Raw genomic sequence first — 24505 nt, forward strand, 5'->3', positions numbered from 1 at the left:
ACGGGACGCCCGCTGTTGGCCCCGCGCTCGCGGGGATCGCTCGTCATCGGCGCCGTAGGCAAGATCGGCGTTGCGGTTGGCCCCGCGCTCGCGGGGATCGCTCCCGGCGGGTGTATCGGGCCGGGATCTACTGGGTTGGCCCCGAGCTCGCGGGGATCGCTCCGGCGCGGGGCGAACGAGCATGAAGCCGGACGTGATCGTGGTGGCCTGGGAGCATCCCCACGTTCGCGGGGCCGACAGCACCACGCGCTTGTTCGGCGCGAAGGGCACGGGTCCATCACCGCGTTCGCGGGGCCGACGGCAAGGATGCCACTCTCGCGCAGGCCCTCACGGGTCCATCCCCGCGTTCGCGGGGCCAACGTGTCGAGCAGGCGGGGTCCGGGACAGCGCTCGGGATCCATCCCCGCGTTCGCGGGGCCGACACTGGATGACTGGGCGGGCAGAGAGTCGCGTTCGGGTTGAGCTGGGTATCGGTTGGTTATCCCAAGCGAGCGCGCAGGCCGGATCCGACGAAGGCGACGTGCTCGTCCGGGTCGGCGATGTCGGGGCGGCGCTGCGCCCAGCGCAACAAACCGAAGGCGAGGGTGGCGTTCAGCGGTCGCGGCAGGGTGAGCGCGGGGCCGACCGCCTCCAGGCCCAAACGAGTGTGGCGGATTCGGGCACAGCCCCGCTCGCGCATGCCGACGACGCGGAGGCGGCTGATCTCGTTGGTACGAGGCGTTTCGGAAAGATTATCGACGCAATCCAATCTCCTTGCTGCCTTCCACCAGCGGATCGTCGCCCACACGGGGGGCGTCGAGGAACGCTCGGACACGGGGACCGGCGCTGCGGTCGGGAAGCCACACCTTGTTCTTTCCGCTTCGGGTGGCGAACACGAGGTTCTCGTGTTGGAGGAGTTGGAGGGCTGGGGAGACGAGAGCCGCGTCACTCGCGCTCATTCCCCGAGTCAGCGCACTGTCCTTCCTGCCGCTCCCGCGCTGCATGTACAACTTGCGAAGAAGGATCATGACGACCCGCGTGCCGACAGGCAGGATCGTCGAGTCCATGATCGTGGCGTTGCGGTCGGCGGCATCGGGGAAGTCCGTGAACGTGCAGTCTTGGAAGTTGCCCTTCGGCATGTCCGATTCGCCTAGGCGGCCGAGGGTTTCCATCACATCGCAGGAGTAGAACCGCGGCAGCCCGGCTTCGGCCGGGTCGCCGGAGACGACGAGTTCAGAGAAGAGGCAGTGGGTGAACTCGACGCCATTGAGGTTCGGGCCGCCCTCGCTGATATCGAGGCTCGGAATAATGGCGTTCGAGACGACGTACTTTAGCGATTTGCTGGTTTGCAGGTCGATATCGAGTGCGATGGCGATCCGGACCACGTCGGCGGCGAGTTCGCCGCAGTCCGTACGGACGGCTTGATCCAGCGCCTTGCGGACCTGTCCCTCTTGCACCTCGAGGTTGGACAGTTGGAATGCGGCCACGTCGATCCCCAAGGGTTCCATCGACGACGTCCATTTCTTCGGATTGAACCCGTCGTAGTTGCCGTGGGGGTCCATGATGAAGCGGGTCAACTGCGCCGCCTGCGCGGCACTCGCCAAGTCGGTGTCGACGAATCGTCGGGTTCCCCTCTCCGAGTCGTCCTCCTCACCTCCGAGGCCGGGAAGACGCTGGAGCAGCGTCAGTTCCTTGTCGCTGGGTGGCTGGCGCCGGACAACCGTGAACGCGTCGACGATGTCGCTCATCGTCACGGGGCCGACTCCTTGGGGAGTCTGCCGAGCGAACCCGGCTAGTTGCTCGATGACCTCCCGAACGGCGGCACCGTCTACGCCTTGCCTGATGAAGGACTCACGCTCGCTGATCTTGGTCAGTAGCCAGTCCCAGCCCGGAGCGGGCGCCAGTCCTTCACCATCGCCGATGTCCCCGATGATCCCCTCGACGGCGAGATGCCCCAGAAGCAGGGGTCTGACGGGGAGCCAATCCGGAAGTGCAGTGGCATCGGGGCCCTCGAACTGGCCGAGGAACTCGCGGGCCTGTGCATCCGTGAAGTCGCTCAGCGACGCGATCAGGTGCGGAGCACCATCGAAAAGACTTCGTCCCATCTCGTGGAGAGAGTCGAAGTAGAAGCGCCTGCCCGCTACGACGACGCCAGCCTCGGCACGTGACTCCCCGACGAACTCCTTGACGAGCACGGTCGCGGCTCGTCGGTTCTCCCGAATCGCCTCGGGGGAACCGCTCCACCCCGGTGCCGCCAACTCATCAAAGCCGTCTAGGAGGATGTAGGCGTAACCGCTCCGCCACGCGTTTACCAGCTTGTCCGGATTCGGGAACCCCAGATGGACCGCGTGGCGAGAGATCGCCTCCGCGAGGTCGTCCTGCCCGTAGTGGCGCCGGAGACTGAGCGTGATGGGGAAACGGTGTGATTCGTTCGCTAGGTACTTCCGCCCAAGCCGGGAGTGGATCTCTCGAAGCGTCATGCTCTTGCCAGCGCCGTAGTCACCGAGGAGCGCCACGTGCTCGCCGCGCTCAATCGCGGCGACGATGTCGGACAGCGACGAGGTCGTCTTCGGAGTCGGCGTCTTGGTGGTTTTGCGTGCATGGATCGAGGCGACGGGTGCCGCAGGTGTCAGGGTGATCCCGAGTTGGACGTACTTGATGAGGTCCACCGCACTGTTGGTCGCCGGATTTGCGGCGCTGCCCCAGCTTGCCTTGTCACGCAGCCGCAAATACTCGCGCGCGTCAACGATCTTGGAGCGGAACTGGTCGTAGGAGACCGCTTCGATGGCGGGGTCGTACGTCCGCAACACCTTTCGCTGATCCGCTGTTGGCGGCTCGTAGGTGACGAACCACGACTTGGCGAACGTCCCGCGGTTGCGCGCACGCTTGAGATGGCCATGAAGCTTGGGCCCCACGTTGTGGGCTTTGCCCACCCGCCGGTCCATGGTCGCCTCGACCATGTGTGATACCTCTTCGGTGTCGAAGACACCGTCGACTTCCCGTTCGTCGACGATCTCCGGCCCACCGTGGGCAGCCTGCGGCCACAGCGCACGCGCCACCCTGCGCACTTCTTCCTCAAACTCGGACGGTGTGATCGACATGTGGTGTCCGGATCTCCAGTTCGGTGATGACTCACAACGAAAGGCCAACCAGGCTAGGGCGCCCCGCCTGCCGTTCGCCAACGTGTTCTTGCACTGAGCGTGGGGCTGGTCCCAACCCGATCCCTCACAGCGCTATCCTCTCGGCGATACGACAGCTCAACGCCCGCAGCGACGATGCGCCCGAGGTCGCGCTCGGAGGCCAGCGCGATTCAGGACCGGGATGGAGGGCTCCTCTGGCTCTCCTTCGGAAGACCCCCGCTCCCCGCGTTCGCGGGGCCGACTCGAGCAGTACACGCCGACCGGTCTGCCGTCGGGAACATCTCCGCGTTCGCGGGGCCGACGCTGGATGACCTGATCTCCTACCAGTAGGCGATGCCGTTTTCGTCACTCGCATCTTGCCAGCTGTTGCCGGGTGCCGCGAGGCGGATCTCCCTGTGGCCCCACGGTAGTTCACCCGACTGCCTCTCCACCCGCACTCCCCCAGACCTGCGGTAACTGCGGCCGAGGCCCGGCTGCGCCGTGACTGGCAGGCAGGACGGATCACGGGCAGCCGCCTGAGTGGACCACTCCAAGACTCACGACGTCGGTGGATCCGTGCTCTTGCGAGGTCATGCCAGGACCAGGTTCGACTCGTCCATCGTCAGAGGGCGTCCCCGTTCGCGGGGCCAACGCAGTGTGCGCGGGCGGATGGCAATGGTCGACGGACTATCCCCGCGTTGCGGGGCCGACCGCGGAGCGGGCCGAGCTGCCCCCGCCCGTTGGCCCCGCGAACGCGGGGATGGTCCGGCAACCGCCCAGGTATCCCGCGCACCCGTGAAGTCGGCCCCGCGTCCGCGGGGATGGTCCCGGCCATCCGCAGGGATGCTCCGGCGGCCTGTCGTGAAGCGGATCTCCCTCGACTCCATGGTAGTTCACCCTGGGGTCGCCAGGCTGCCTGGTGATCGGCCACCGGACGGGTCACTGGCGACCGCCTGCGTCGACCGTTCCGGGTTCACGTCGTCGAGTGTGAATTGGCCTCGGACACGTGAAGACCCTGGGCCAGGGGTGCGGCAGGCTCATCCCCGCGCTCGCGGGGCCGACTTCGCGCATCGACACCTCGCGCTCCAGCAGGCCGGAACATCCCCGCGCTCGCGGGGCCGACCCTCTCCCTCCTGGCGAGCAACCCGCTGGAAAGGGACCATCCCCGCGGACGCGGGGCCGACCCGGCCCGACATCCCCATCGACGACGCGGCCCGGAACCATCCCTGCGGACGCGGGGCCGACGGCAGATGCACGCCGGTGGGCTTGCCCTTCTTGGAACCATCCCCGCGGACGCGGGGCCGGCACTTCATGGCCGTTCGGGCACTCGACCCACCCGGAACCATCCCCGCGGACGCGGGGCCGACGACCAGGACGAAGTGCGCCCCATCCGGCGGAAGGAACCATCCCCGCGGACGCGGGGCCGACACCGACTCAACTTCCGCGTCACTCGTCTCCGTGGAACCATCCCCGCGGACGCGGGGCCGACTCGTGCGAGCGGAGCGTGCGCGGCTGGTACCTGGAACCATCCCCGCGGACGCGGGGCCGACCGCGCGGTGTCCGGGAACTTCATGAACGACCCGGAACCATCCCCGCGGACGCGGGGCCGACGCTTCGTCACGCCCAGCCGGGCGGCGATCGCGGGAACCATCCCCGCGGACGCGGGGCCGACACGATCGATCTGTTCATCGTGTTGGGCGAAGTGGAACCATCCCCGCGGACGCGGGGCCGACGAGCACGGGCCCTCGGCGCGTCAGCTGGGCTGGGAACCATCCCCGCGGACGCGGGGCCGACGTGATGCGGCTGCTGTGCCTGATCGCGATGGCAGAACCATCCCCGCGGACGCGGGGCCGACCCCGACTCGACCGCCGCGATCACTCGATCGCGGGAACCATCCCCGCGGACGCGGGGCCGACTCCCGCCCAGTGCTTGGAGTCCTGCCGTGGCCAGAACCATCCCCGCGGACGCGGGGCCGACGCGGACGGCGCGTCCAGGTACGGCCGGCGGGCGGAACCATCCCCGCGGACGCGGGGCCGACCACCTCGATCGGTGACGTCCGCACGCCGACCCGGAACCATCCCCGCGGACGCGGGGCCGACGCTGGATGACCTGGGCTTCTACCAGTGGGTAACACCGACTTCGTTCAGTTGCATCTTGCCACCTGTTTTCGGCTGTCGCGAGGCGGGCGGATTCTCCTCGGCCCCACGGTAGTTCACTCGGAAGGGCCGGCCGGGCAGTGAGTCGGAGGCATGACCCCGGCCATCCGAAACCGGGCCTTGCGCGGGAGCATTCCCGCCTGCGGGACCAACCATCCCGTTTGGGCGGGGGCGACCGGCCGGCCTGCTGACGGCCGGGGGTGGGATCGTTCCCGGATGACGGATCCGGACGGCACGGGAGCCGAGACCGAGGTTGAGTACGCGGTCATCGCACAGTGTTGGCGGAAGGCGGCTTCGTTACACAGCACCAGCGGGATGCCGTCCGCCGGGTCGAGGCGCTGTTGATCGAGGCGATCGGCCAAGCCGGTGTCGGCGAGTTCGACGGGCAGGAGTTCGGAGGTGGCGAGGTCGTGCTCTACGCGTACGGCCCCGACGCTGACGCGCTCTTCGCCGCGATGGCACCGGCGCTGCGCGCTCTGCCCTTCCGCTCGGCGCACGTCGTTCTGCGATACGGGTCCGCGTCCGATCCAACCGCCACCGAACAACGCTTGGATCTCTGAGGGGCGGTCGTCAAACCGCAGCGAGGACGGGCACCGGGGATTGTGAAGTGCCCTCGGTGCGCTTGGGCGTATTACCACGAGCCGAATCAACACCGCTGGAGCGTCCGCGCGTTGGCGGAGCCGACCGGGCAAGGCATGGCGTGCTTCGGAATGCACGGGCTCATCCCCGCGGGCGCGGGGCCGATGTCCGCGGCCTCACGATCAACGGCGACCCGTGGGGAGCATCCCCGCGTTCGCGGGGCCGACGCCTCGGGCCGACCAACCTACCCCTCGCGGGGCCGACTGCACGTGCTGCTCTTCCTGAACGCGGAAGAGGGGACCATCCCCGCGGACGCGGGGCCGACCGACCAGTGAGACCGACGAGTTCAAGGCGGCCGGGACCATCCCCGCGGACGCGGGGCCGACACTCTCCCCGGGGGCCCGCGTGATGGTGCCGCGGGACCATCCCCGCGGACGCGGGGCCGACCAGCCCGGGGCTTTTTGCGTTGTGCCTGTTCAGGGACCATCCCCGCGGACGCGGGGCCGACGTTCGGCGGCCCGGGCCGCCTTGGCGGCGGTCTGGACCATCCCCGCGGACGCGGGGCCGACGCGCCCGGGTCGTGCAGCCCGACGAAACCGGAGGGACCATCCCCGCGGACGCGGGGCCGACTCTACGTCGGTGACCCGGTGTCCACCAATCGCGGGACCATCCCCGCGGACGCGGGGCCGACTGGACACCGACATCCCGAGCGACCTGGTGACGAGGACCATCCCCGCGGACGCGGGGCCGACCCGTGCAGCGGAGGCGGAGGCCACGCCCGGATCGGACCATCCCCGCGGACGCGGGGCCGACCATCGAGGCCGGTCGCCGGCGGGTTGTCGCCGCGGACCATCCCCGCGGACGCGGGGCCGACCCTGGATGACCTGGGGTTCTACCGGTGGGTAACGCCGTTTTCATTTAGTTGCATCTTGCCACCTGTTGCCGCCTGTCGTGAAGCGAATCTCTCCCGACTGCACGGTAGTTCACCCCAAGGCCTTTCCTTCGGCATTCCTCGCGGCCTCTGCGGAGGCGGTGGCCGAGGACCCGGCTGCCCGGTGATCGTCCGCCGGATGGATCACTGGTGACCGCCTGCGTCGACCGTTCCGGGTCACGTCGTCGGGTGTGACTCGGCCTCGGACACATGAAGATCCCGGGCCCTCCGCCGGAGCATCCCCGGGTTCGCGGGGCCGACTTGCCCTCGGGGTGAATGCCGTTGATCCGCCCGGAACCATCTCCGCGCGTGCGGGGCCGCGGATCGAGCGGCTGCGGGATCATGTGTCGAGCGGGACGGGCCAGAAGGAGCCGCCCGCTTTGCCGCAGCGAACGACCTGCCTGCCGTCGGGCTCGATGTCGAGCACGAATTCGTCGAAGGCCGGCCGGCCGGCCGATGTCCACCAGGACCAGGCCGCCTCGGTCTCGTCCCACAGGTGGCGGGGGCCGTGTTGGCGGACGTGGAAGGTGTCGAGTTGGCGCCCGTCGTAGTCGATCGTGGCCCAGGAGGTGAGTGCGTCGTCCCGGATCCACAGTCGTGACCGGAAGGCGTCGCCCATCTGTGGGTCGTCGTTCCAGTGGGTGCGCAGGCCGGGCAGGATCAGGCCCATGACGGCCTCGGTGTGTCGGTCTCCGCCCGCGACGTCCCACGGCGACAGCCGGGTGGTGCCGGTGTCGGGGTTGTCCGAGGGTCGGGCCAGGGCCGCGACGTCGCGTATGGCGGAGCGGTGGTCGCGCATTGCCATGAATGCGCCGCCGTGGACGAACCGGCCGCGGGCGGTGCCGTCGTGACGGGGTGTCAGGACGAGGTTTCCGTAGGTGGCCCATGCCGTGGTCCAGGGTGTGACGATCGAGCCGCCGGGCGCCAGTTGTTCGAGCCATGCGGGCGGGACGCGGGCCACCGAGCAGGTGCCGAGGATCCGGTCGTACGGAGCCTGCTCCGCGCACCCCTTTGCCCCGTCGCCCGTCACGACTGTCGGATGCAGTCCGAGGGCCTCGAGTCGGCCTTGGGCGGCCGCTGCCAGTCCCGGGTCCACTTCGATCGTGACGACGTTCGCGTCGCCCAGTCGGTGCGCGAGCAGGCCCGCGTTCCAGCCGCCGCCGGTGCCGATCTCCAGGACCCGCTGTCCGTCTGACACGTCCAGGGTCAGGAGGGTGCTCGCGACGATCGAGGGTTGGGAGACGGACGAGGACGGCCAGGCGGGCTCGCCCGATTCGCCCTCGTGACCGTCGCGGACCTGGATCACCGCAGGCACGTCGGACCAGGCGACCTGTTCCCAGCGGTCGGGGTCGACGGTCCGGTCGACGGGCGCGTGGTCGGGCATGCCGTCGACCAGCCGCACCCACACCACGTCGGGCAGGAACGCGCCGCGGGGCACGTGCACGAAGGCCTCGCGCCAAGGGCCCGGGAGGGGACCGGTCACGCGTTCCACGAGACGGAGCAGGCCCGCCGGGGCCCGCTCCGTGGTCTCACTCGTCACCTATTTGTCCTTCTTCGGGGTACCGGGGTTCGGCGGCTTGTCAGGAAGGATGGGCGGGGGCACGGGCCTCCCGGGCTGGTTGCCGTCGCTCGGTATGGGACTCGAATGATCACCCACGTCGACGATCCCTTCGGCGATGTCGGTCCGTTCCCGCCACCGGATCGGGCCACGACGATCGGACGGCTCGCTACGGTCGGTGACGAGAGCTTTACGCGTCCACGGTACGGCCGTGGCAACGCCTGCGGAATCCCCTCACGCCGACCTCCGACCACACCGGCCCACCTGAGGCAGGCAACGCACGTCCGCGAGCGGCATGACCGGCAGCGGCCGAACCTTGAACAGCCCGAACTTGCGAACTCGCTTGCGCGGAGCCGATTCCAGGTCGAAAGCCATGCGAGGCTGGATCTCAGGAGCACCGAGTGAACCATCCCCGCGTTCGCGGGGCCGACTCATGGGGCAAGGCGCCCCCCGAGGTCGCGAAAGGAGCATCCCCGCGTTCGCGGGGCCGACCTGGCGGTGGTCGACCACAGCCACCTGGGACGAGGAGCATCCCCGCGTTCGCGGGGCCGACGGACAGCAGAGCTACCCGTCCTGGATCACCGCAGGAGCATCCCCGCGTTCGCGGGGCCGACCGGGGCTGCTGAGGGCGGCGCTGCCGTAGAACGGGAGCATCCCCGCGTTCGCGGGGCCGACCTCGGCGAAGCCGGCCATCTCGCTCTGCGTGAGGGAGCATCCCCGCGTTCGCGGGGCCGACCCCCGCTGCATCACGTCTTCCTCGTAGTAGCCGGGAGCATCCCCGCGTTCGCGGGGCCGACCGCTCCAGTTCAAGCGAGTGCCGACGGCAGCCGGGAGCATCCCCGCGTTCGCGGGGCCGACCAACCGGCGACGAACGGGCGGTGGTTCGGCCGGGGAGCATCCCCGCGTTCGCGGGGCCGACGCTGGATGACCTGGGGTTCTACCGGTGGGTAACGCCGTTTTCATTTAGTTGCATCTTGCTACCTGTTGCCCGTCGTGAAGCGGATCTGCCTCGACTCCGCGGTAGTTCACCTTGCGGCCTCTCTCCTGGCGTTCCTCACCGCCTTTGCGGAGGCGGTGGCCGAGGGCCGGGCTGCCTGGTGATCGACCGCCGGATGGATCACAGGCGACCACCTGCGTCGACCGTTCCGGGGTCACCTCGGCGGGTGTGAATTGGCCTCGGACACGTGAAGGGCCGGGGCCTTCCGCAGGAACATCCCCGCGTTCGCGGGGCCAACGGGTGAGCCGTCGCGGGTGCCGGCTGTCGTGGAGGAGCATCCCCGCAGTCGCGAGGCCGACGCGGAACTCGCCGAGATCGCACGCGAATGCGGGGGAGCATCCCCACTCGCGTGGGGCCACGTTGCGCTGTTGTGGATCGTTTGCGCAATGGGGGTGCGATCGGCCTATGTCGAGGGGCTGTTCACGAGCTGCGAGATGCGCTGGTGGGACAGGCGGAGCGCGGTGCCGGTGTCGCGGGTGGTCCAGCCCTGATCGGTGAGGGTGCGGGCGGCGTTGCGGGCGGCGTCGCGTACGGCCTGCTCGGCGTGGGCGAGGGTGAGGCGGGCCTGCACGAGGGTGTCGAGGGCGTCGAGGGCCGTGGGGTCTGCGGGGACGAGGCGAACCGTGTAGGTCGCCGGTTCCGCGTCGAGTATCTCGCCGACGACGGAGAAGGCCGCGAGTTCGGTGTCGCCCCATGTGGGTCCGTGGGCCTGCGCGGTGCGTCCTTCGGGCAGGCCGGTGATGGTGGCGGTCCACTGTTTGCCGGTGCGGGTGGCGGTGGCGGTGTAGGTGGGGATGGGCCGCCGATCGTCGGTGGAGGCGATGTCGGGGTCGATGTCGGGTTGTTCGAATACGGCGTCGATGGACATGCGGCGCGCTCCCGAGATTCGTGAGGCGATGTTCCTCGACGATGACACTAGGGTGATTGGCTATCAAATGTCTATTTCGGTTGGACAATTTGCTGTCCGCTCGACAAGAGCGGCCTGTAGTAGCCGTACGGACATGTCTCACGAGTGCCGTTGGCGTCCATCCGGTTCATGTGTGCGCTGAACTGTCCGAGGACTTGCGGCAGTCCCGCGAGATGCGGTCGATGTCGCCGGCGGCGTCGGACGGGTAAAAGTCACTGCGTGGGCCCGGCGAGAGCGGGCACGATCCCTGCCTTCGCGGGGCCGACGCGCAGAAGAATCGCGCGAAGCACTGGAACGGGGGAGCATCCCCGCGCTCGCGGGGCCGACTTGGAAATGGCCAGGGCCGAGTTCCCCAGCGAGGAAACATCCCCGCGCTCGCGGGGCCGACGGCTACGACGACGAGCCGGACCCCTGGGCCTAGGAAACATCCCCGCGCTCGCGGGGCCGACGCCGGAACAGGGCGCAGGCACTCGCGTTGCCGGGAAACATCCCCGCGCTCGCGGGGCCGACGGCGGGCCATCGCCGCCGAGGTGACCGGGATCGGAAACATCCCCGCGCTCGCGGGGCCGACTCGACAGACGGCGTAACTTCCACGCCGTCACCGGAAACATCCCCGCGCTCGCGGGGCCGACTCGTGTCGTCGATCCGCCGGTGCAGCGCGGCCGGAAACATCCCCGCGCTCGCGGGGCCGACGTGATGACCGCCGCGAAGAAGTCGTTGGACGGGGAAACATCCCCGCGCTCGCGGGGCCGACTGGGAAGTTCAGATCGTCGCGTCCTTCGAGGGCGAAACATCCCCGCGCTCGCGGGGCCGACTCATTGGAAGTGACTTGGGGCTCGCGAAACGGAGAAACATCCCCGCGCTCGCGGGGCCGACCCGCCGTACACCCGGCCGAACCCACGGAGATCCGAAACATCCCCGCGCTCGCGGGGCCGACGCTGGATGACCTGGGCTTCTACCAGTGGGTAACACCGATTTCGTTCAGTTGCATCTTGCCACCTGTTGTCGGCTGACGCGAGGCGGGCGGATTCTCCTCGGCCCCACGGTAGTTCACCCGGACGGGCACCGAGCAGTGCGTCCGAGGCATGACCTCGGCCATCCGAAACCGGGCCTTGCGCCGGAGCATTCCCGCCTGCGGGACCAACCACCCCGCTTGGGCGGGGTCGACCGGCCGGTCTGCTGACGGCCGGGGATGAGATCGTTCCCGGATGACGGATCCGGACGGCGCAGGACCCGAGGCCGAGGCGGAGCACGCGGTCATCGCGAGGTATCGGTTGGCGGAAGACGGCTTCGGTACACAGCACCAGCGGGCTGCCGTCCGCCGGGTCGAGGCGCTGTTGATCGAGGCGATCGGCCAAGCCGATGTCGGCGAGTTCGACGGGCACGAGTTCGGAGGTGGCGAGATCGTGCTCTACGCGTACGGTCCCGACGCCGACGCGCTCTTCGCCGTGATGGCACCGGTGCTGCACGCTCTGCCCTTCCGCCCGGCGCACATCGTTCTGCGATACGGGTCCGCATCCCATCCCACCGCCACCGAACAACGCTTCGACGTCTGAGGGGCGGTCGTCGAGCCGCAGCGGGACGGGCACCCGGGGATTGTGAAGTGCCCCCGGGTGCGCATGGGCGCACATCCTGTCTGCGGGAGCCGCCCTGTCCATCCCGGGACTTCGGGACGGATGGCAGGCAGCGATCCCCGCGTTCGCGGGGTCGACTCGAAGCGGCCAGGTCGAGTGTGATGCGCGGGGACCCTCGCCGCGTTCGCGGGGCTGATGAGTTCGTGCCCCGTGTTCGCTCCGACACGAACTGCGGCCGTGGTGTGCTCGGATCGCCTCGAAGTCGGTCGGGCGCGGCCCGGCGTGCTGTCGTCGAGGACTCGTGACCCGTCACCGGTAGGCCGCGATCGCGGCGAAGTAGATCATCAAGCAGGATCCGGCCGAACCCCCCGCGCACAGGGTCGCGTTGGCGATGCTGGAGCCGGATCGGTTGCTGAGAATGCCGACCACCAGGGCGATGTTGAACGAGAGTGAGAACGCGATGATGAGCATGAGCGCTTGGACGAGGGTCATGGGTTCTCCGGTGGGTCGAGTCGGCCGTCGCCCCTTTGACTCCAGCAGGCCTTCGTTCGGGTTACTGCGGTGCCGGATCGCGGCCTACCCGCCCGGGCACCATCGGCGCTCGCACGAAGGATGTTCGCCGGGCTGTAACCCCTTCATCGGCCTCGACGGGTCTGAGAGGTGTAGATGTTCATCGGCGGACGGGAGATGCGGGCGCATGCGGTGTGAGGTGTCCCGGGGGGCGTGTGGTGTCGAACCCCGTAGAGGACGGCCGGTTCGGTCGTCCGTGAGCTGCCGGACCCGGTCTCGGCGGTGGACGAAGTGACATCGTCACCTACCGCTCCGGGGCGGAGTTCGATCACAGATTTCGTGGAGCAGGAGCAAGAGGGTGGTTTTGATGGAGATTCGGAGCATCGGCGGCGAAGGTTTCACGACGAGTTCACCGGTTTCGTCGTGGAGAACGCCCCGGCATTGGTCGCGTTCGTCGCGAGGTCGTTTCCGCGTCTGGAGGCGGACGCGCAGGACCTCGCTCAGGACGCGTTCGCCATCGTGTACGCGCGTTGGGACCAGGTCCGATCCGCACCGAGTCCGCGCGGATACCTGTTCAAGGTCGCCCGCAATCGTGCCTATGACGTGTGGAAGCCGAGGGCCGTGGTCCATCTGACCGACGATGTCTGGATCCTTGATCGTGCGCAGCACTCGGGTGCTATCGACGATGTCGGCGGCACTCTCGCGATGAGCCGTTTCCTGGCGTCGATGCCCTTCACGCGACGAAAGGTTGCGTTGCTGTGGCTGTATCACGCTCTCGCACCGCGGGACATCGCTCGCCGGTTGGGGATGGCGGTCGGAACCGTCAAGTGTCACCAGCAGCGCATTCGTGAGCAGGCCAGGCTCGTGTACGAGGCCGAAGGCGCCGCAAGTCCGGTGCGGGCGGGATGAGGTCGGTCCACAGTCGTCGTTCGCCGGGCCGGGGGCGCACTGCGTGCCCCGGCCCGGGGTGATCGTCGTCCGAGGGACGCAGGCAGGACCGTCGCCGGTATTCGCGCAGGAGGAGGATCCGTTGTCGCCGACGAACACCACCCCCGAACACATCGATGTCACGCCGTTCGCGCATCCATTCGGCGAAGACACAGCGCGGACGCGGCCCGATGAGAGGGAAGCCGTTATTCATCTTTCGACAGGCGGAGGAAAGACAAATCCACTGATGGCAATCTCACATGATTTTCTGCAAGGCGTCAGCGAAAAAGTCGAGCGTGCTCGAAACGACCACGAATACAAGGATGCCCTCGATCGGGCGGCTGACGGCGGTCTCCTCGAATACCTGGTCGACGACACCGATCCTGTGTCTCGCACGGTTCCGACAAGCTTCGATTCGGGTCCCGCGACCCGCGCCGGGGGCAATCAAGACTCCGAGATCATCTGTTCGCCATTTCCCTTGTGCGAGGATTCCCTTTTCGCGTTCGGATCCGAGACGTCGCCCGCGGTCGGTGGAGGAAGCGCTCGCGAGCGTACGAGGGAGAGGGAACGCACGTGGGCGCGAGCGTGTCTGGGTGACGCCGAGGCGGCCTATGCCCATGGTCGGTGGTTGATCGCAGCAGGACGGACGGGTGACGCGGAACCGTGGATGGCCCGGGCCGCCGCCCACGGCCACCCCGACGCGGCGGCGTTCGTGGGCCATGGTCACGAACGCCGTCGGGATCCGTGTGGCGCGACGCTGTGGTACCTCCGGGCCGCAGAGGCGGGGAGCACGCTGGGGGCCATCGCCCTCGCCCGCATTCGCTACGAGAGTGGCGACAGTGAGCAGGCGATCCGGATTCTTGCCGAAGTCCTGGGAGAACCGGCGCGCGACGTGCGCGAACTCCTCGATCTCTTGGCCTGTGCGAGGAGGTCGGACGGAGTGGAGCCGAAGCGAGGCGCGGGCACGGCTCACGACACCACGGAACGGGGCTCCTCGGTCGAAGGAGTCTTGGCACGGCTACTCGGGTGCCTGACGGAGATGCCCCCCATCCTTCACGGGGACCAATTCGACTTGGATGTCTTTCTCGCGTCGGATCCACTCATCCCCGATCACTCGTTCCCCTGGAGGCTCCTGAGGTCCCGCCGTTCTCCCGACCCGAAAGAAATCTCAACTCTTTCTTCCGACTTGCGCACACAGGATTCCCGTGTTTCACAGAAGAGAGCAAAGGACATTTCTGTCCCGTCGAATAGGGCCTATCGCATGCTGGACGAGATCCGCATTCTGAATCAATGCTTCTCGCTGCCCGCCGCAAATGCGTACCCATCGTCCGCGACATCGGGAGATTCTATTTCCGCTCCACAATATCTACGGAACGAGAGCGACGTGGTGTCGTGCCCTTGAGAACGAGCGCGCGGCACTGCGCACGTCCATGAGTAGTGCCCCGGAGCCGTGGCGGGGCCTTCCGCGGTGCCTGGAACGACGTGACGGCGGCGGCGAACTTCCAGGCACACCCCCGTGTTCGCGGGGCCAACCTCGTCACCGTCACCGAAGTCGGCGATCAGGAGGGCTCATCCCCGCGTTCGCACGGCCAACGGAGCGAAGGCGCGCAGGATCGGCGGGTCCGGAGGAGCATCCCCGCGTTCGCGGGGCCAACCAGGTCCCAGGCGACTCGCAGGCCAGGCCGCAGGGAGCATCCCCGCGGACGCGGGGCCGACCGTGGCGCGCGCTGCGATGCGCACGTGGCGTGGGAACCATCCCCGCGTTCGCGGAGCCAACGGTGACGAGGATCGCCGGCGTTGGTGCCGGCAGGGCTCATCCCCGCGCTCGCGGGGCCGCCCCCGACTCGACAGCGCCCAGCACCCGATCGCGGGGACCATCCCCGCGCTCGCGGGGCCGACTGTCGGATTCTCGATTGAGAGCCGACGTTGTGGGGACCATCCCTGCGCTCGCGGGGCCGACCCCCGGTCGGCGGGTCGGTCCAGAACAGGGACTGGGACCATCCCCGCGCTCGCGGGGCCGACGGCGCGGTCGAACATGTCGTCGGTCTCCTGCTGGGACCATCCCCGCGCTCGCGGGGCCGACCACCGCCGAAGCTGCGGCGCATGAGCGCGAGAAGGACCATCCCCGCGCTCGCGGGGCCGACACGGTCGTGTCTCGAATCGACATGTGTGGTGCTGGACCATCCCCGCGCTCGCGGGGCCGACACTGGATGACCTGGGGTTCTACCATTCGGTAACAGCGTTTTCGCTCGGTTGCATCATGCCACCCGGGCGTCGTGTTCGGCGCGGTGAACCTCCGCCGACACCACGGTAGTTCATCCGAGCGCCGCCTCTGTGCGTCGATGCGGTGATCGATCCGGACCGACCGAGGTCGGCACGATCGCGGGCAATCCTGTCTACCGGGTGGGTGGGGTTGTGGAAGCTCCAGGCTCCGAGTCCGGCCGAGGCGGCCATGGCCGGTCTTTGACGGGTGGGGCCGGCAGCGGGTCGCCACGGGCTTGCGCGAACCGCTTTCCGCCACGGCGGCGCGAGCCGCCCCGGTCCTGGTTCCGGCGACCCTGTGGCTTCTGGAACGCCCTCACCAACGAGGACCTCCCCGGCCGGGGAGGTCCTCGTGGGAGTTCGGCCGTCCGCGCGAGGCCGGGGAGTCAGGCCGTGCGTGGCGACGTGTGTCGGCGGCGGACCATGACGGTTGCGACCCCGGTCGTGAGGCCGGCGGCGATCAGTGCGGTACCGCCGGCGAGCCATCCGTGCCCGGGGTCGGTGGGGCCGAATCCGGCGGCCACTGCCCCGGTGGGAGTGCGGCCGACGACCGCGGCGGAACCTTCGGCCGCCCCCGCCGGGCCGGTGGCGGCGCTGGGGGGTGCCGGCACGGCTCCGGGGGTGGTGGTGTTCGCGCTGCCGGGGACGGAGGGGCGTTCCTCGCAGGCGAGGCCGTCGTTGTCCGCGTCCAGGCGCTCCGGGTCGGAGGGATCGAGATCGAACGCGGCCTGGGCCTGCTCGCGGGTGGCGAAGTCCTTGCAGTCCCGGTCCCCCACCGGCACCGCATCGGCGGTGGAGGCCAGGGGAATGGTGGCGACGGCGACCATGGCGACGGCGAAAGCGGCATGACGAATACGCACGACACGACTCCAATACGTGAGGTGATCGAGCGATCACGACGAGCATGCATCGTCTGCCGTCAGGTTGCCACCCGAGGAGTTGGATTCCCTCGGAACGACGCTTCTCGACCGCAGATGCCCGGGCAGTGCGTCGGCGACGAATCCGCGTTCGCGGGGCCGACGAAAGGCCGGCACCGAACCTCGGTGCCAACCCGGACCATCCCCGCGTTCGCGGGGCCAACAGGATGTCGACGGTGCTTCGGAAGTCCTGGCCGGGCTCATCCCCGCGGACGCGGGGCCGACCACGTGCCAGTCCAGCACTCGGATCCCAGCGCGGGACCATCCCCGCGGACGCGGGGCCGACCAGTGGGGCACGGCCCCGAAGCCGCAAAAAGAGGTCCCGTCCCCGCGTTCGCGGGGCCGACCAGCTCGCCGTACTCGGCAGCGATGCCGACCAGGGACCATCCCTGCGTTCGCGGGGCCGACGTCGCCCCGATCGGTGTCGCGACGAACGCCGCGGGACCATCCCCGAGTTCGCGGGGCCCACGCGACGGAGTTGTAGACGGTGACGAAGCCGCCGGGAGCATCCCCGCCTGTATGCAGGGCCGACCCTGGATGATCTGAGAATCTACCGTGAGTGACACCTTTTTCGTTCGGTATGTAGCTAATGCTTGTGGATCTCGAACCCGTTGAGTCGCAGGAACCTTTGCGCCAGTCGGGTATTGAACGTCTGCACACCGGTGTATGTACGTGCGACCTGTTTTACGGGGTAGGCGCGTCCGGCGATCCGCACGAAGTACTTCGTGTTCGTGACGGGACGGGGCGCAATACCTCGTAGAGCGGCCTCGATTGCGCTCCGCCCGACGATCTCGGAGAAGGGGTCGGTGGATGTCATGAGGGCCACGGTAGGTCGACGTCATGGTGTCCGTGGTCGTCTCCGCAGTTCGTCCCCAATGCACCGTTCGTAGGCCGGCCCGCAGAATGGCCGTGGTGCCGGGCTGCTTTGATTCGGGCCATCCCCGCGGACGCGGGGCCGACGGAATCCCCGCAAGGCCACCGCCCCGATCGTGGGGACCATCCCCGCGGACGCGGGGCCGACCTCGTAGGCGCATCCATCGTGCGTCATACCCGAGGACCATCCCCGCGGACGCGGGGCCGACTTGCCCGGCGGCCGCGCGTTCGGTAATCGAACGGGACCATCCCCGCAGACGCGGGGCCGACCCGTTCACTGCGTTCGACCAGGGCAGGGTGAGTTGGACCATCCCCGCGGACGCGGGGCCGACACCCAGCTCGTACTGGCCCCCCGGTGGCGCTGGGGACCATCCCCGCGGACGCGGGGCCGACGATGCTCGACCGGCCGTTAGAGGATCGGCCGGAGGACCATCCCCGCGGACGCGGGGCCGACCTCGCAGACGCAGGCCGCAATCGCCTTCCAGGAGGACCATCCCCACGGACGCGGGGCCGACATCGAACAGGAAGTACAGGCGCGCTACTACGTGGGACCATCCCCGCGGACGCGGGGCCGACCTGGTGCCCGCCGGCGCGGCGCCGTAGGTCTCCGAACCATCCCCGCGTTCGCGGGGCCGACTGGATACAGAGCCGCCTCGCCATGGAAACGAACGGACCACAGGGGCGCCCATTCAGGCCGCCACGAGGCGCTTCAATGCCCCGGTGGTGAACTGGACGCAGATGCACGACTGCTACGGGGATGTCGATCGAGTCCCCGCACTTCTGGAACAGGTGGAGCTCGAGGACGACGCCGAAGCATGGAAGGAGCTGGGATACCGGCTGGTCCTTGAACACGACCTCGTCTTCCCCGCCGGCTTTGCCGCCCTGCCGCGCCTGATGTGTCTTGCCTCCAGGAGTGCACGGGCGCGTGGCCTGGCGGGAACGATCCTGCGACGCGCGGCAGGACACCACGGCTGCGATGATCTGCTGGCGAACTGCGCCGAGGAGATCTCCGAGTTCCGCAGGCTTCTGGACCGACACCTGCAATCGCGGCCAGCCGACTACCTCGCGGCCTTCCTCGCTTCGCTTGCGGCCATGGAGGAATACCACCGGAGTGCCGTCCTGGGGGACTTCACGGACGACTTCTACCACCTGGTGTGCCCCAACTGTGCCGTGGAAGTGACGATCGCCATCGGGGACTACGGGTGCTATTCAGCGATCCGGGACTGGAACAAGGGCGACGTGGACCGCCGTGACCTGCGGCCGACGCCCTCCGAGGCACTCTCCGGTACCGGCCGGTGGATGTACGAGACTGCCGTCCGCGACGGGCATGAGGCACTCGCGGACGGAATCGCCCTCCTCTTTGGCAAGGCTGAATGCCCAGCCTGTGCCAGTGTGTTCGACGTCGCGAACGAGTACACATCCGCCAACCGGCCCGTCCTGCGGTAAGCCTGAGCGGGTCGGAAGCGGGCGAGAAGGGCTCAGGAGCGGAGCCAAAGCCGGATCGCAGTGACGGTCACCGCTCCATCCCCGCGTTCGCGGGGCCGACTCGGCCCGGAGGTGACCTTCGAGGCGGCGTGGAGGACCATCCCCGCGTATTGGCCCGCATCGCCGTGCGGAACGATCCCCGCGTTCGCGGGGCCGATCGCGCGCGGCAACCTGGTTCGGGGAGTCGAGGGACCATTCCCGCGGCCGCGGGGCCAGCTCGACGGCGCGCAAGTCCCAGCGGCGTATCGGGAGAACCATCCCCTGTTCGCCGGGCCAACGTGTTTGCCGGACCGAACGATGTGCCGTAGTCGGAACCATCCCGGCGTTCGCGGGGCCGACCCACCTTGCCGCGAAGCACTTGAGGAGGCCGCATTGGCCACGGCAACGGCCCGGGAACTGCGGCAGGACGCCGGAAACAACCCCATCGCGAACGGTACCCGCGTCCGGCCGTAGCCGAGGCGGCCTGAGGTGGGGCACCCCGATCAACTGTCGAAGAACTTCCCGAAAATCCGCTCGAATTCACACAACTCGTTCTCCCGGGCACCCAAAAGCGACCGCAGGTCTTCTCGCGTTACGTATTGATCGCAGAAGTATCGAGCTTGAACATGCTTGTTGTCCGACTTTTCACGGATATATTGGGGATAATAGTCCTCGATTGCCCCGCGCTCCCAGACGAAGATACGTTCTTTGCGCAAGCTCTCGATCAGTTCGGTTTTCAATTCATTCAGGTCATCTTCCGACGCAGCCTTGAGTTTCTCTAGCCTGCCTCGCGATTGTGCTCTGCCGAAAAATGCGTCGACCGATTCGCTAAGCTCCTCCCAAGAGCATTCACCTTGAGCGTACTTTGCCTGCTTTTCACAGGCGCGATCCCACAAGGAATGGACATCTCCTCTTGTCCGCATGCTGTTAAGGGTCTTCCCGTCGACCCGCTCGTTATTTTCCTGGGTTCTCAGGATCACCATTTCGACCAGCTTGCTCTGCATATCGGCGCATTCCTGGCTGGCCCCAAGCTTGCTGAAGCCGTTCAGCACCGCATCGAGATCCGTGAGAACGGATACTTGCATGTCGAATTTTGCGAAGAACTTTCGATAGCGAGCGATGCTTCCCTTTCCGTTGACCTTCGCGATGGCAACTCCGCGCTTTCCGAAATCCCATGCCGGGTCGAGCGTACGCGCGATATGCGAAACGACGACGTGGTCACTCGGACCTTCCACCAGCAAGATTGAATCCGCGAAGAACGCAGCCTCGTTGTTTTCATGCTTAATGATCTCGAATTGATCACGTGCTGCGATCTCATCGAGATCGATCACACAGGCGCGACCCACTGGTGGATTCTTCGTGTAGTCCTTCAAGATCTTGACGAACGTCCCCGTCGTATGGGGCGCGTAGAAGGCAGGAGAGTGAGTGGTGACGAGTACGTCATTGAAATCGGAAAAAACCTTGAGGGCATCGAACAGCTGCTGCTGTGCCCGAGGGTGAAGAAACACTTCCGGCTCTTCGAAGAGCAGCAGGCAGGGACGTGAAACGTGTGTCTTCTCCGGGGACTTGGAAACACTTAGTTCCGCGTAGGCCCGAAGCATCGCGAACGTTATGGACCTGCGGAGGCCGTCGCCCTTGGTACGGACGCCTCCCGCAATGCCGTCGTCGATGGATATCACTGCCTGGTCCAAGAGACTTCGGAGACGCGGCGGAGGGATCTCCAACCGTACGCGGGTCCGAGGAAACGCCTCCTGAAGATTGCGGCCGATCACCTCCTCGATGTCCCGAACTTCTTGGAGGCGGTCGTCGACCTCCCGACCTTCCATCTCCACGACGTTGAGCTGTTTACGCAAGCTTTCGAAGGATGATTCGAGGCTCGGAAGCTTGTGCTCGATCCTTCCGAACAGGAGCGTCACCAGCTTTCCGAAGGTGGAGGTGGTCCCCGGTTTCAGATCATCGTTGAGTTCCTTGACCGCCGGGATATAAATAACCTCGGGAAGGAGGGAATAGACGGATCGGTCGAGTCCCGTCGGAATCTCTCTCTCGCCATCCCTAAGATCATCTTCGCCGAGGGCGGACACCATTTCCTTGACCATCCGCCGTAATGCGGTTTTCGTGGCTTTGGCTCCGGAGTTTCTGAAGAATTCCGGATAGGTGGCCTTGACGTTCGCCTGAACGGTTTCCGGAGGCAATCCGGACTTCATCGTCTCTTCAATGGCAAGTTCTGTCAGCCGTGAATCGCGGGGAACTTTCGAATTGACGAATAACTTGCCCTTTCCGGGCGCATCGTACAGTCTAACGAACGAGATGCGCTCTCCCCTGACCTCCTCGGCGATGCGCTCGCGATGTTTTTCGTCGGAGATGCGAAGCAGATCCTCGGGAGTGACATCGAAAAACGATATCTCGATGCGAACGGACTTCTCCGAGTCCAAGAAATCCGTCGGCTCGATAGCCGATGCCCTGAGAAACGTATTGATCGCCTGAAACGCCGACGACTTGCCTGCGTTATTTTCCCCGATGATGCATCCGAATCGACTCAGAGGTATCTCGAAATCGGCAAGTCCACGGAAGTTCGTGATTTTAATCTTTGAGATACGAATGGCGCACGTCCTTGAGCCGGGTCACCGCAGTCACAGCAACAACAGGAGAGGCGATCATACGAGTTTTGAGGTGGACGTGCCCCGGGTTTAGCTCCCTTCCCGTCAGCCGAGTTCGACGATGTAGGTGGTTGAGATGGGAATCCCGTCGACGGCGCCCTGTCCGGCCGGGCAACGTGGGGATCTCGTGCCGTGGTCGGCACCGGTAGGGCCCTCGGCGGTGGCACGAGACCACCGCCCTACTGCGTCATCGACATCTTCGACCCGACCGAACTCCGCGCCCGAGCCGAGGTCATGCCCACCTGGCAACGCTGAACCCCTCGGCGGCCGCGCATTTTGCACCCACGCGGTTGCCGAGGCGGCCAAGTCACCGCGTGAACGCTCGTGCATGGGCGCACGGAACTCGATCGGGACCGCGTCCGCTGGCGAGTGCCGGAAATGAGGCCCTCTGCAACCCGATACGTGCACCGATGATGGTCACGCGAAGGCGTGGTCGAGCCGACCCGGCGGGTGATCGCCTGAATCTTGCCCGAGCGGATCGTTCACGCCGTTACGCCCGTGCCCCGGACGTGGTTGATGGGGCATGAAGCTACGAGTCATGCCGGACGGCACCACCGCGTACGACGTCACCCTGGACGCGGCGACCATTACCCGGTTGCGGGAAGTCGCTCGGACCATCGCCGCAGGTACGGGAGCGGGTGTCACTTTCGACCAGGCGCTCGTTGTCGCGGTCGAACGTGGTCACGCGGTGCTGTGCCGTCCCACCGTCGTGCCGGTTCAGGGCAGGCCAACGCGGCGGCGCCCGGCCGGGCGATCCTCGATAATCCGTGACCTGAGGGCGGACACGGCACGCAACGCATCAGAGGAGGAGCGCCAAGAGGTCCGCGCGTGGATCGAGGCTCGCATCGGCCAAGGGGACGAGGTCGCGTGGGCGACGGTGGAGAACATCGTGGGCACGCGGTGGGGGCGATCACGCACCTGGTACATGGATCGCCTGCGGGAAGTCCGGCTCGCGGCCGAGGCGGAAACATGACGACTACCTCCGTGCCATAGGGTTCCCGGCCCTTGGCACCTGACGTGCCCCAAGGCCGAGGCGTTCGCGGCGAACGCCAACCGAGGTACACGCAGGTTCCGGCCGCAACGGTCCAACGCCCCAGACCAGCAACGGCGTCCGGTTGGCCCCGCGTTCGCGGGGATCGCTCCGTCACTGAGCTGACCTAGCTGGGGGTCAGTCACATCCCCGCTGTTCGCGGTGCCGACTCGGCCGCCTGGGCACCGGAGCGCTCGGCCTTCGGACCATCCCCGCGCTCGCAAGGCCGACTCCCCGGGTCTCGGGGTGGGGGCGTCGTGGTGGGAACATCCCCACGCTCGCGGGGCCGACACCGTATCTCGGGCACGGCGGCCCGGACCAGGACGGGAACATCCCCGCGTTCGCGGGGCCGACGGCCTGGGCTCGCCTTTTCCGCCAGCCTCGCGGGGACCATCCCCGCGTTCGCGGGGTCGACTTCGGTGCGTGTGGCCCCGTACTTGTTGATCCGGGAACATCTCCGCGTTCGCGGGGTCGACGGACGGGACCGGATGCGTTCGGACCGTGAGGGGTTCGCCCGACCTCACCGCGCGTACGACTCAGCCTTGTTTGGCAAACGTCACCGGCAGCGTTGGGAACAGGCACTCATGCCGCCCGGGACCTCGACCGGTCCCCGGTGCGGAGCCGGCACGCACCCGAGGCGGTCGAGGCGCCCGCCGATGTTCGCCGGATCGTGCCGGCGACGGTCGTGGGGGGCGGTCCGACGTCGCGCCCGCTCCCCGGGGAACCGGGTTCAGGTGCGCCGGGCCGAGGCCACCGGTACGTCGAAGCCGCGCCAGGTCCACACCCTTTCCGTGGGCAGGCGTTCGATGACGCGGGCAAGCCAGTCCGGGTCGCCGAGCCGCTGTGTCTCGTCTCGTGCGCCTCGGCGGTTTGCCCGAGCAGGTACCTCAGGAACAGGTATTCCTGCGCGCCGTATTGGCGGGCGTGCAGGTCGTAGCGCGCGTGGAAGGGCTCGTACGGGTGCGCAGAGTCAGGTGTACCGAACCTACGAAAGGAGGGCGCAACACCCCGAACTCCATGATCCTGCCCCAGGGAACCACCCGTCCCTCGCCACCCGACACATGCTCGTGCAACGCGTCCTCGCGAAATTCCAGCCAGTTCCAGTCGCCATGGGGACCCCGATCACCGATCCCCCAGCGCCCGTCGATCCGCTCCAACGGACCCAACCGCGGTTCGTGGACACTCGTCCGCCTGATCGCCGACAACATGCCGGTTCGCCCCCCTCAACGCCGATGCGGCCATCGTCGCCCGCCGCGCCGCTACGCGCGTTGCCCGTTCCCGGCAATGTCGAACGGGCTTCGCTGCCCGAAATCGCATACGGCCGGCTCATTCCGTGCGCAGCGCCGTGGCCGTGCGGGTGTGTGCCGCTCGGCCGGCTGGCAGGAGGGCGCCAGCAGGGTGATGGCGAGGCCCGCCGCCGCTTCCCGCTCGCCTCCTCCCGCAGCAAGGCCATGCGCGAAGTCGAGGAGGTCCGCATCCTGCGCAAGGGCCTGACCCACGTGGTGCCGTGGATGCCGTCGCTGGAACAGACCGTCGCCGACATCCCCGAGGACGCCCCGCACTGGGACTTCACGGTGTTCCAGCCCCGGGCCGACGGCATGGTCATCGCCAGACTGGCACTGTCCGCGGAGTGGCCCTCCTGGTCGAAGAAGCAGGCCCGCGCCGCCCGGCTGGTCTGCGCGGAGTGCGACTACGACCTGCGCGGCAAGGACGAGACCCGGATGCCGTTCGACGTCCGTCTTCCCGAGCGGCCCAACAAGCGGCGGCTGGTGTGCGGGCAGTGCTGCAACGACGGCACGGACGAGATGGAGCGCCTGGCCGCACCGGCCGGGAACCCGTCGTGACCGCCGAGCACCGGGCCGACACGCTGCTGGTCTCGGCGGTGGCGGGTCTGCTCACCTGGGCCGCGATCACCCTGATGACCAGGCGCATCACCCACAGACAGTCACGGCGGACGAGTCAGCCGACATCCCGCGAGAACGACCGACGCTGATGGGAGGGCATCCGGACCACCTCCACCCGGTTCCCACCGCATTCGGGTCTCTCCATGCCCCCATAGCAACAG

17 protein-coding genes and 7 CRISPR repeat arrays (1 of these 24 only partly in view) are annotated in these 24505 nt (G+C 67.7%); of the genes, 9 read left to right on the top strand and 8 right to left on the bottom strand.

The genetic code is table 11. The features are described 5' to 3' along the window. A CRISPR array of direct repeats spans positions 1-163; the repeat unit is 28 nt; unit sequence GTTGGCCCCGCGCTCGCGGGGATCGCTC; it begins 474 nt to the left of the window's first position. 315 nt (positions 164-478) lie between these two features. After that, positions 479-679 (bottom strand): hypothetical protein, encoded by a 201-nt coding sequence (locus ACIRL2_RS41560; RefSeq protein ID WP_402239451.1) that lies wholly within the window; start codon positions 677-679, stop codon positions 479-481. Positions 680-731: 52 nt separating this feature from the next. Then, the gene (locus ACIRL2_RS41565) at positions 732-3080 is read right to left on the bottom strand and encodes an NACHT domain-containing protein (protein WP_402239454.1); all 2349 of its coding nucleotides are present in this window, start codon (positions 3078-3080) and stop codon (positions 732-734) included. Positions 3081-4131: 1051 nt separating this feature from the next. Further along, a CRISPR array of direct repeats spans positions 4132-5197; the repeat unit is 28 nt; unit sequence GAACCATCCCCGCGGACGCGGGGCCGAC. Positions 5198-5529: 332 nt separating this feature from the next. On the opposite strand from ACIRL2_RS41565, the gene ACIRL2_RS41570 reads away from it, so the two are divergent. Then, positions 5530-5814, top strand: a complete 285-nt coding sequence (locus ACIRL2_RS41570) for a hypothetical protein (protein ID WP_402239457.1) — start codon at positions 5530-5532, stop codon at positions 5812-5814. A gap of 255 nt (positions 5815-6069) precedes the next feature. Then, positions 6070-6707: direct repeats of the CRISPR family, unit length 28 nt; unit sequence GGACCATCCCCGCGGACGCGGGGCCGAC. 397 nt (positions 6708-7104) lie between these two features. Here the strand turns inward: ACIRL2_RS41570 and ACIRL2_RS41575 are convergent. Continuing rightward, a complete protein-coding gene (locus ACIRL2_RS41575) occupies positions 7105-8304 on the bottom strand; it encodes a methyltransferase domain-containing protein (RefSeq protein WP_402239459.1) in 1200 nt (399 codons plus the stop codon). A 421-nt stretch (positions 8305-8725) separates the two neighbouring features. Then, a CRISPR array of direct repeats spans positions 8726-9241; the repeat unit is 28 nt; unit sequence GGAGCATCCCCGCGTTCGCGGGGCCGAC. A 481-nt stretch (positions 9242-9722) separates the two neighbouring features. After that, positions 9723-10187, bottom strand: a complete 465-nt coding sequence (locus ACIRL2_RS41580) for a hypothetical protein (RefSeq protein ID WP_402239461.1) — start codon at positions 10185-10187, stop codon at positions 9723-9725. 276 nt (positions 10188-10463) lie between these two features. Continuing rightward, a CRISPR array of direct repeats spans positions 10464-11163; the repeat unit is 28 nt; unit sequence GAAACATCCCCGCGCTCGCGGGGCCGAC. 271 nt (positions 11164-11434) lie between these two features. Here ACIRL2_RS41580 and ACIRL2_RS41585 point away from each other — a divergent pair. Further along, the gene (locus ACIRL2_RS41585; RefSeq protein ID WP_402239463.1) at positions 11435-11782 is read left to right on the top strand and encodes a hypothetical protein; all 348 of its coding nucleotides are present in this window, start codon (positions 11435-11437) and stop codon (positions 11780-11782) included. Positions 11783-12109: 327 nt separating this feature from the next. Here the strand turns inward: ACIRL2_RS41585 and ACIRL2_RS41590 are convergent, their stop codons facing one another. Next, complete coding sequence (locus ACIRL2_RS41590) at positions 12110-12292, bottom strand: hypothetical protein (RefSeq protein ID WP_402239465.1); 183 nt, start codon at positions 12290-12292, stop codon at positions 12110-12112. Positions 12293-12649: 357 nt separating this feature from the next. On the opposite strand from ACIRL2_RS41590, the gene ACIRL2_RS41595 reads away from it, so the two are divergent. Next, a complete protein-coding gene (locus ACIRL2_RS41595) occupies positions 12650-13219 on the top strand; it encodes an RNA polymerase sigma factor (RefSeq protein ID WP_402239468.1) in 570 nt (189 codons plus the stop codon). Positions 13220-13340: 121 nt separating this feature from the next. After that, entirely contained in the window at positions 13341-14639 is a 1299-nt protein-coding gene (locus ACIRL2_RS41600) for a hypothetical protein (RefSeq protein WP_402239471.1), read from the top strand. A gap of 103 nt (positions 14640-14742) precedes the next feature. After that, a CRISPR array of direct repeats spans positions 14743-15442; the repeat unit is 24 nt; unit sequence CATCCCCGCGCTCGCGGGGCCGAC. A gap of 443 nt (positions 15443-15885) precedes the next feature. On the opposite strand, the gene ACIRL2_RS41605 is transcribed toward ACIRL2_RS41600, so the two are convergent. Next, positions 15886-16359, bottom strand: a complete 474-nt coding sequence (locus ACIRL2_RS41605; protein ID WP_402239473.1) for an excalibur calcium-binding domain-containing protein — start codon at positions 16357-16359, stop codon at positions 15886-15888. A 643-nt stretch (positions 16360-17002) separates the two neighbouring features. Further along, complete coding sequence (locus ACIRL2_RS41610; protein ID WP_402239475.1) at positions 17003-17233, bottom strand: hypothetical protein; 231 nt, start codon at positions 17231-17233, stop codon at positions 17003-17005. A gap of 115 nt (positions 17234-17348) precedes the next feature. Beyond that, positions 17349-17926: a CRISPR direct-repeat array (repeat unit 28 nt; unit sequence GGACCATCCCCGCGGACGCGGGGCCGAC). 83 nt (positions 17927-18009) lie between these two features. On the opposite strand from ACIRL2_RS41610, the gene ACIRL2_RS41615 reads away from it, so the two are divergent. Then, complete coding sequence (locus ACIRL2_RS41615; RefSeq protein ID WP_402239476.1) at positions 18010-18735, top strand: hypothetical protein; 726 nt, start codon at positions 18010-18012, stop codon at positions 18733-18735. Between the two features lie 521 nt (positions 18736-19256). On the opposite strand, the gene ACIRL2_RS41620 is transcribed toward ACIRL2_RS41615, so the two are convergent. Further along, positions 19257-21353, bottom strand: a complete 2097-nt coding sequence (locus ACIRL2_RS41620; protein WP_402239522.1) for an ATP-dependent nuclease — start codon at positions 21351-21353, stop codon at positions 19257-19259. Between the two features lie 189 nt (positions 21354-21542). Between ACIRL2_RS41620 and ACIRL2_RS41625 the strand changes: the two genes are divergently transcribed. The 4 genes from ACIRL2_RS41625 (at position 21543) to ACIRL2_RS41640 (ending at position 24433) form a co-directional block, all read left to right on the top strand. Continuing rightward, positions 21543-21665 (top strand): hypothetical protein, encoded by a 123-nt coding sequence (locus ACIRL2_RS41625; RefSeq protein ID WP_402239478.1) that lies wholly within the window; start codon positions 21543-21545, stop codon positions 21663-21665. 283 nt (positions 21666-21948) lie between these two features. After that, the gene (locus tag ACIRL2_RS41630; RefSeq protein WP_402239479.1) at positions 21949-22383 is read left to right on the top strand and encodes a hypothetical protein; all 435 of its coding nucleotides are present in this window, start codon (positions 21949-21951) and stop codon (positions 22381-22383) included. A gap of 1508 nt (positions 22384-23891) precedes the next feature. Next, complete coding sequence (locus ACIRL2_RS41635) at positions 23892-24284, top strand: hypothetical protein (RefSeq protein WP_402239482.1); 393 nt, start codon at positions 23892-23894, stop codon at positions 24282-24284. Further along, complete coding sequence (locus ACIRL2_RS41640; protein ID WP_402239485.1) at positions 24281-24433, top strand: hypothetical protein; 153 nt, start codon at positions 24281-24283, stop codon at positions 24431-24433. The genes ACIRL2_RS41635 and ACIRL2_RS41640 overlap by 4 nt, the downstream gene beginning before the upstream one ends. Positions 24434-24505 lie beyond the last annotated feature (72 nt).

The organism is Embleya sp. NPDC127516 (genome assembly GCF_044765325.1).
Taxonomy (GTDB): Bacteria; Actinomycetota; Actinomycetes; order Streptomycetales; family Streptomycetaceae; genus Embleya.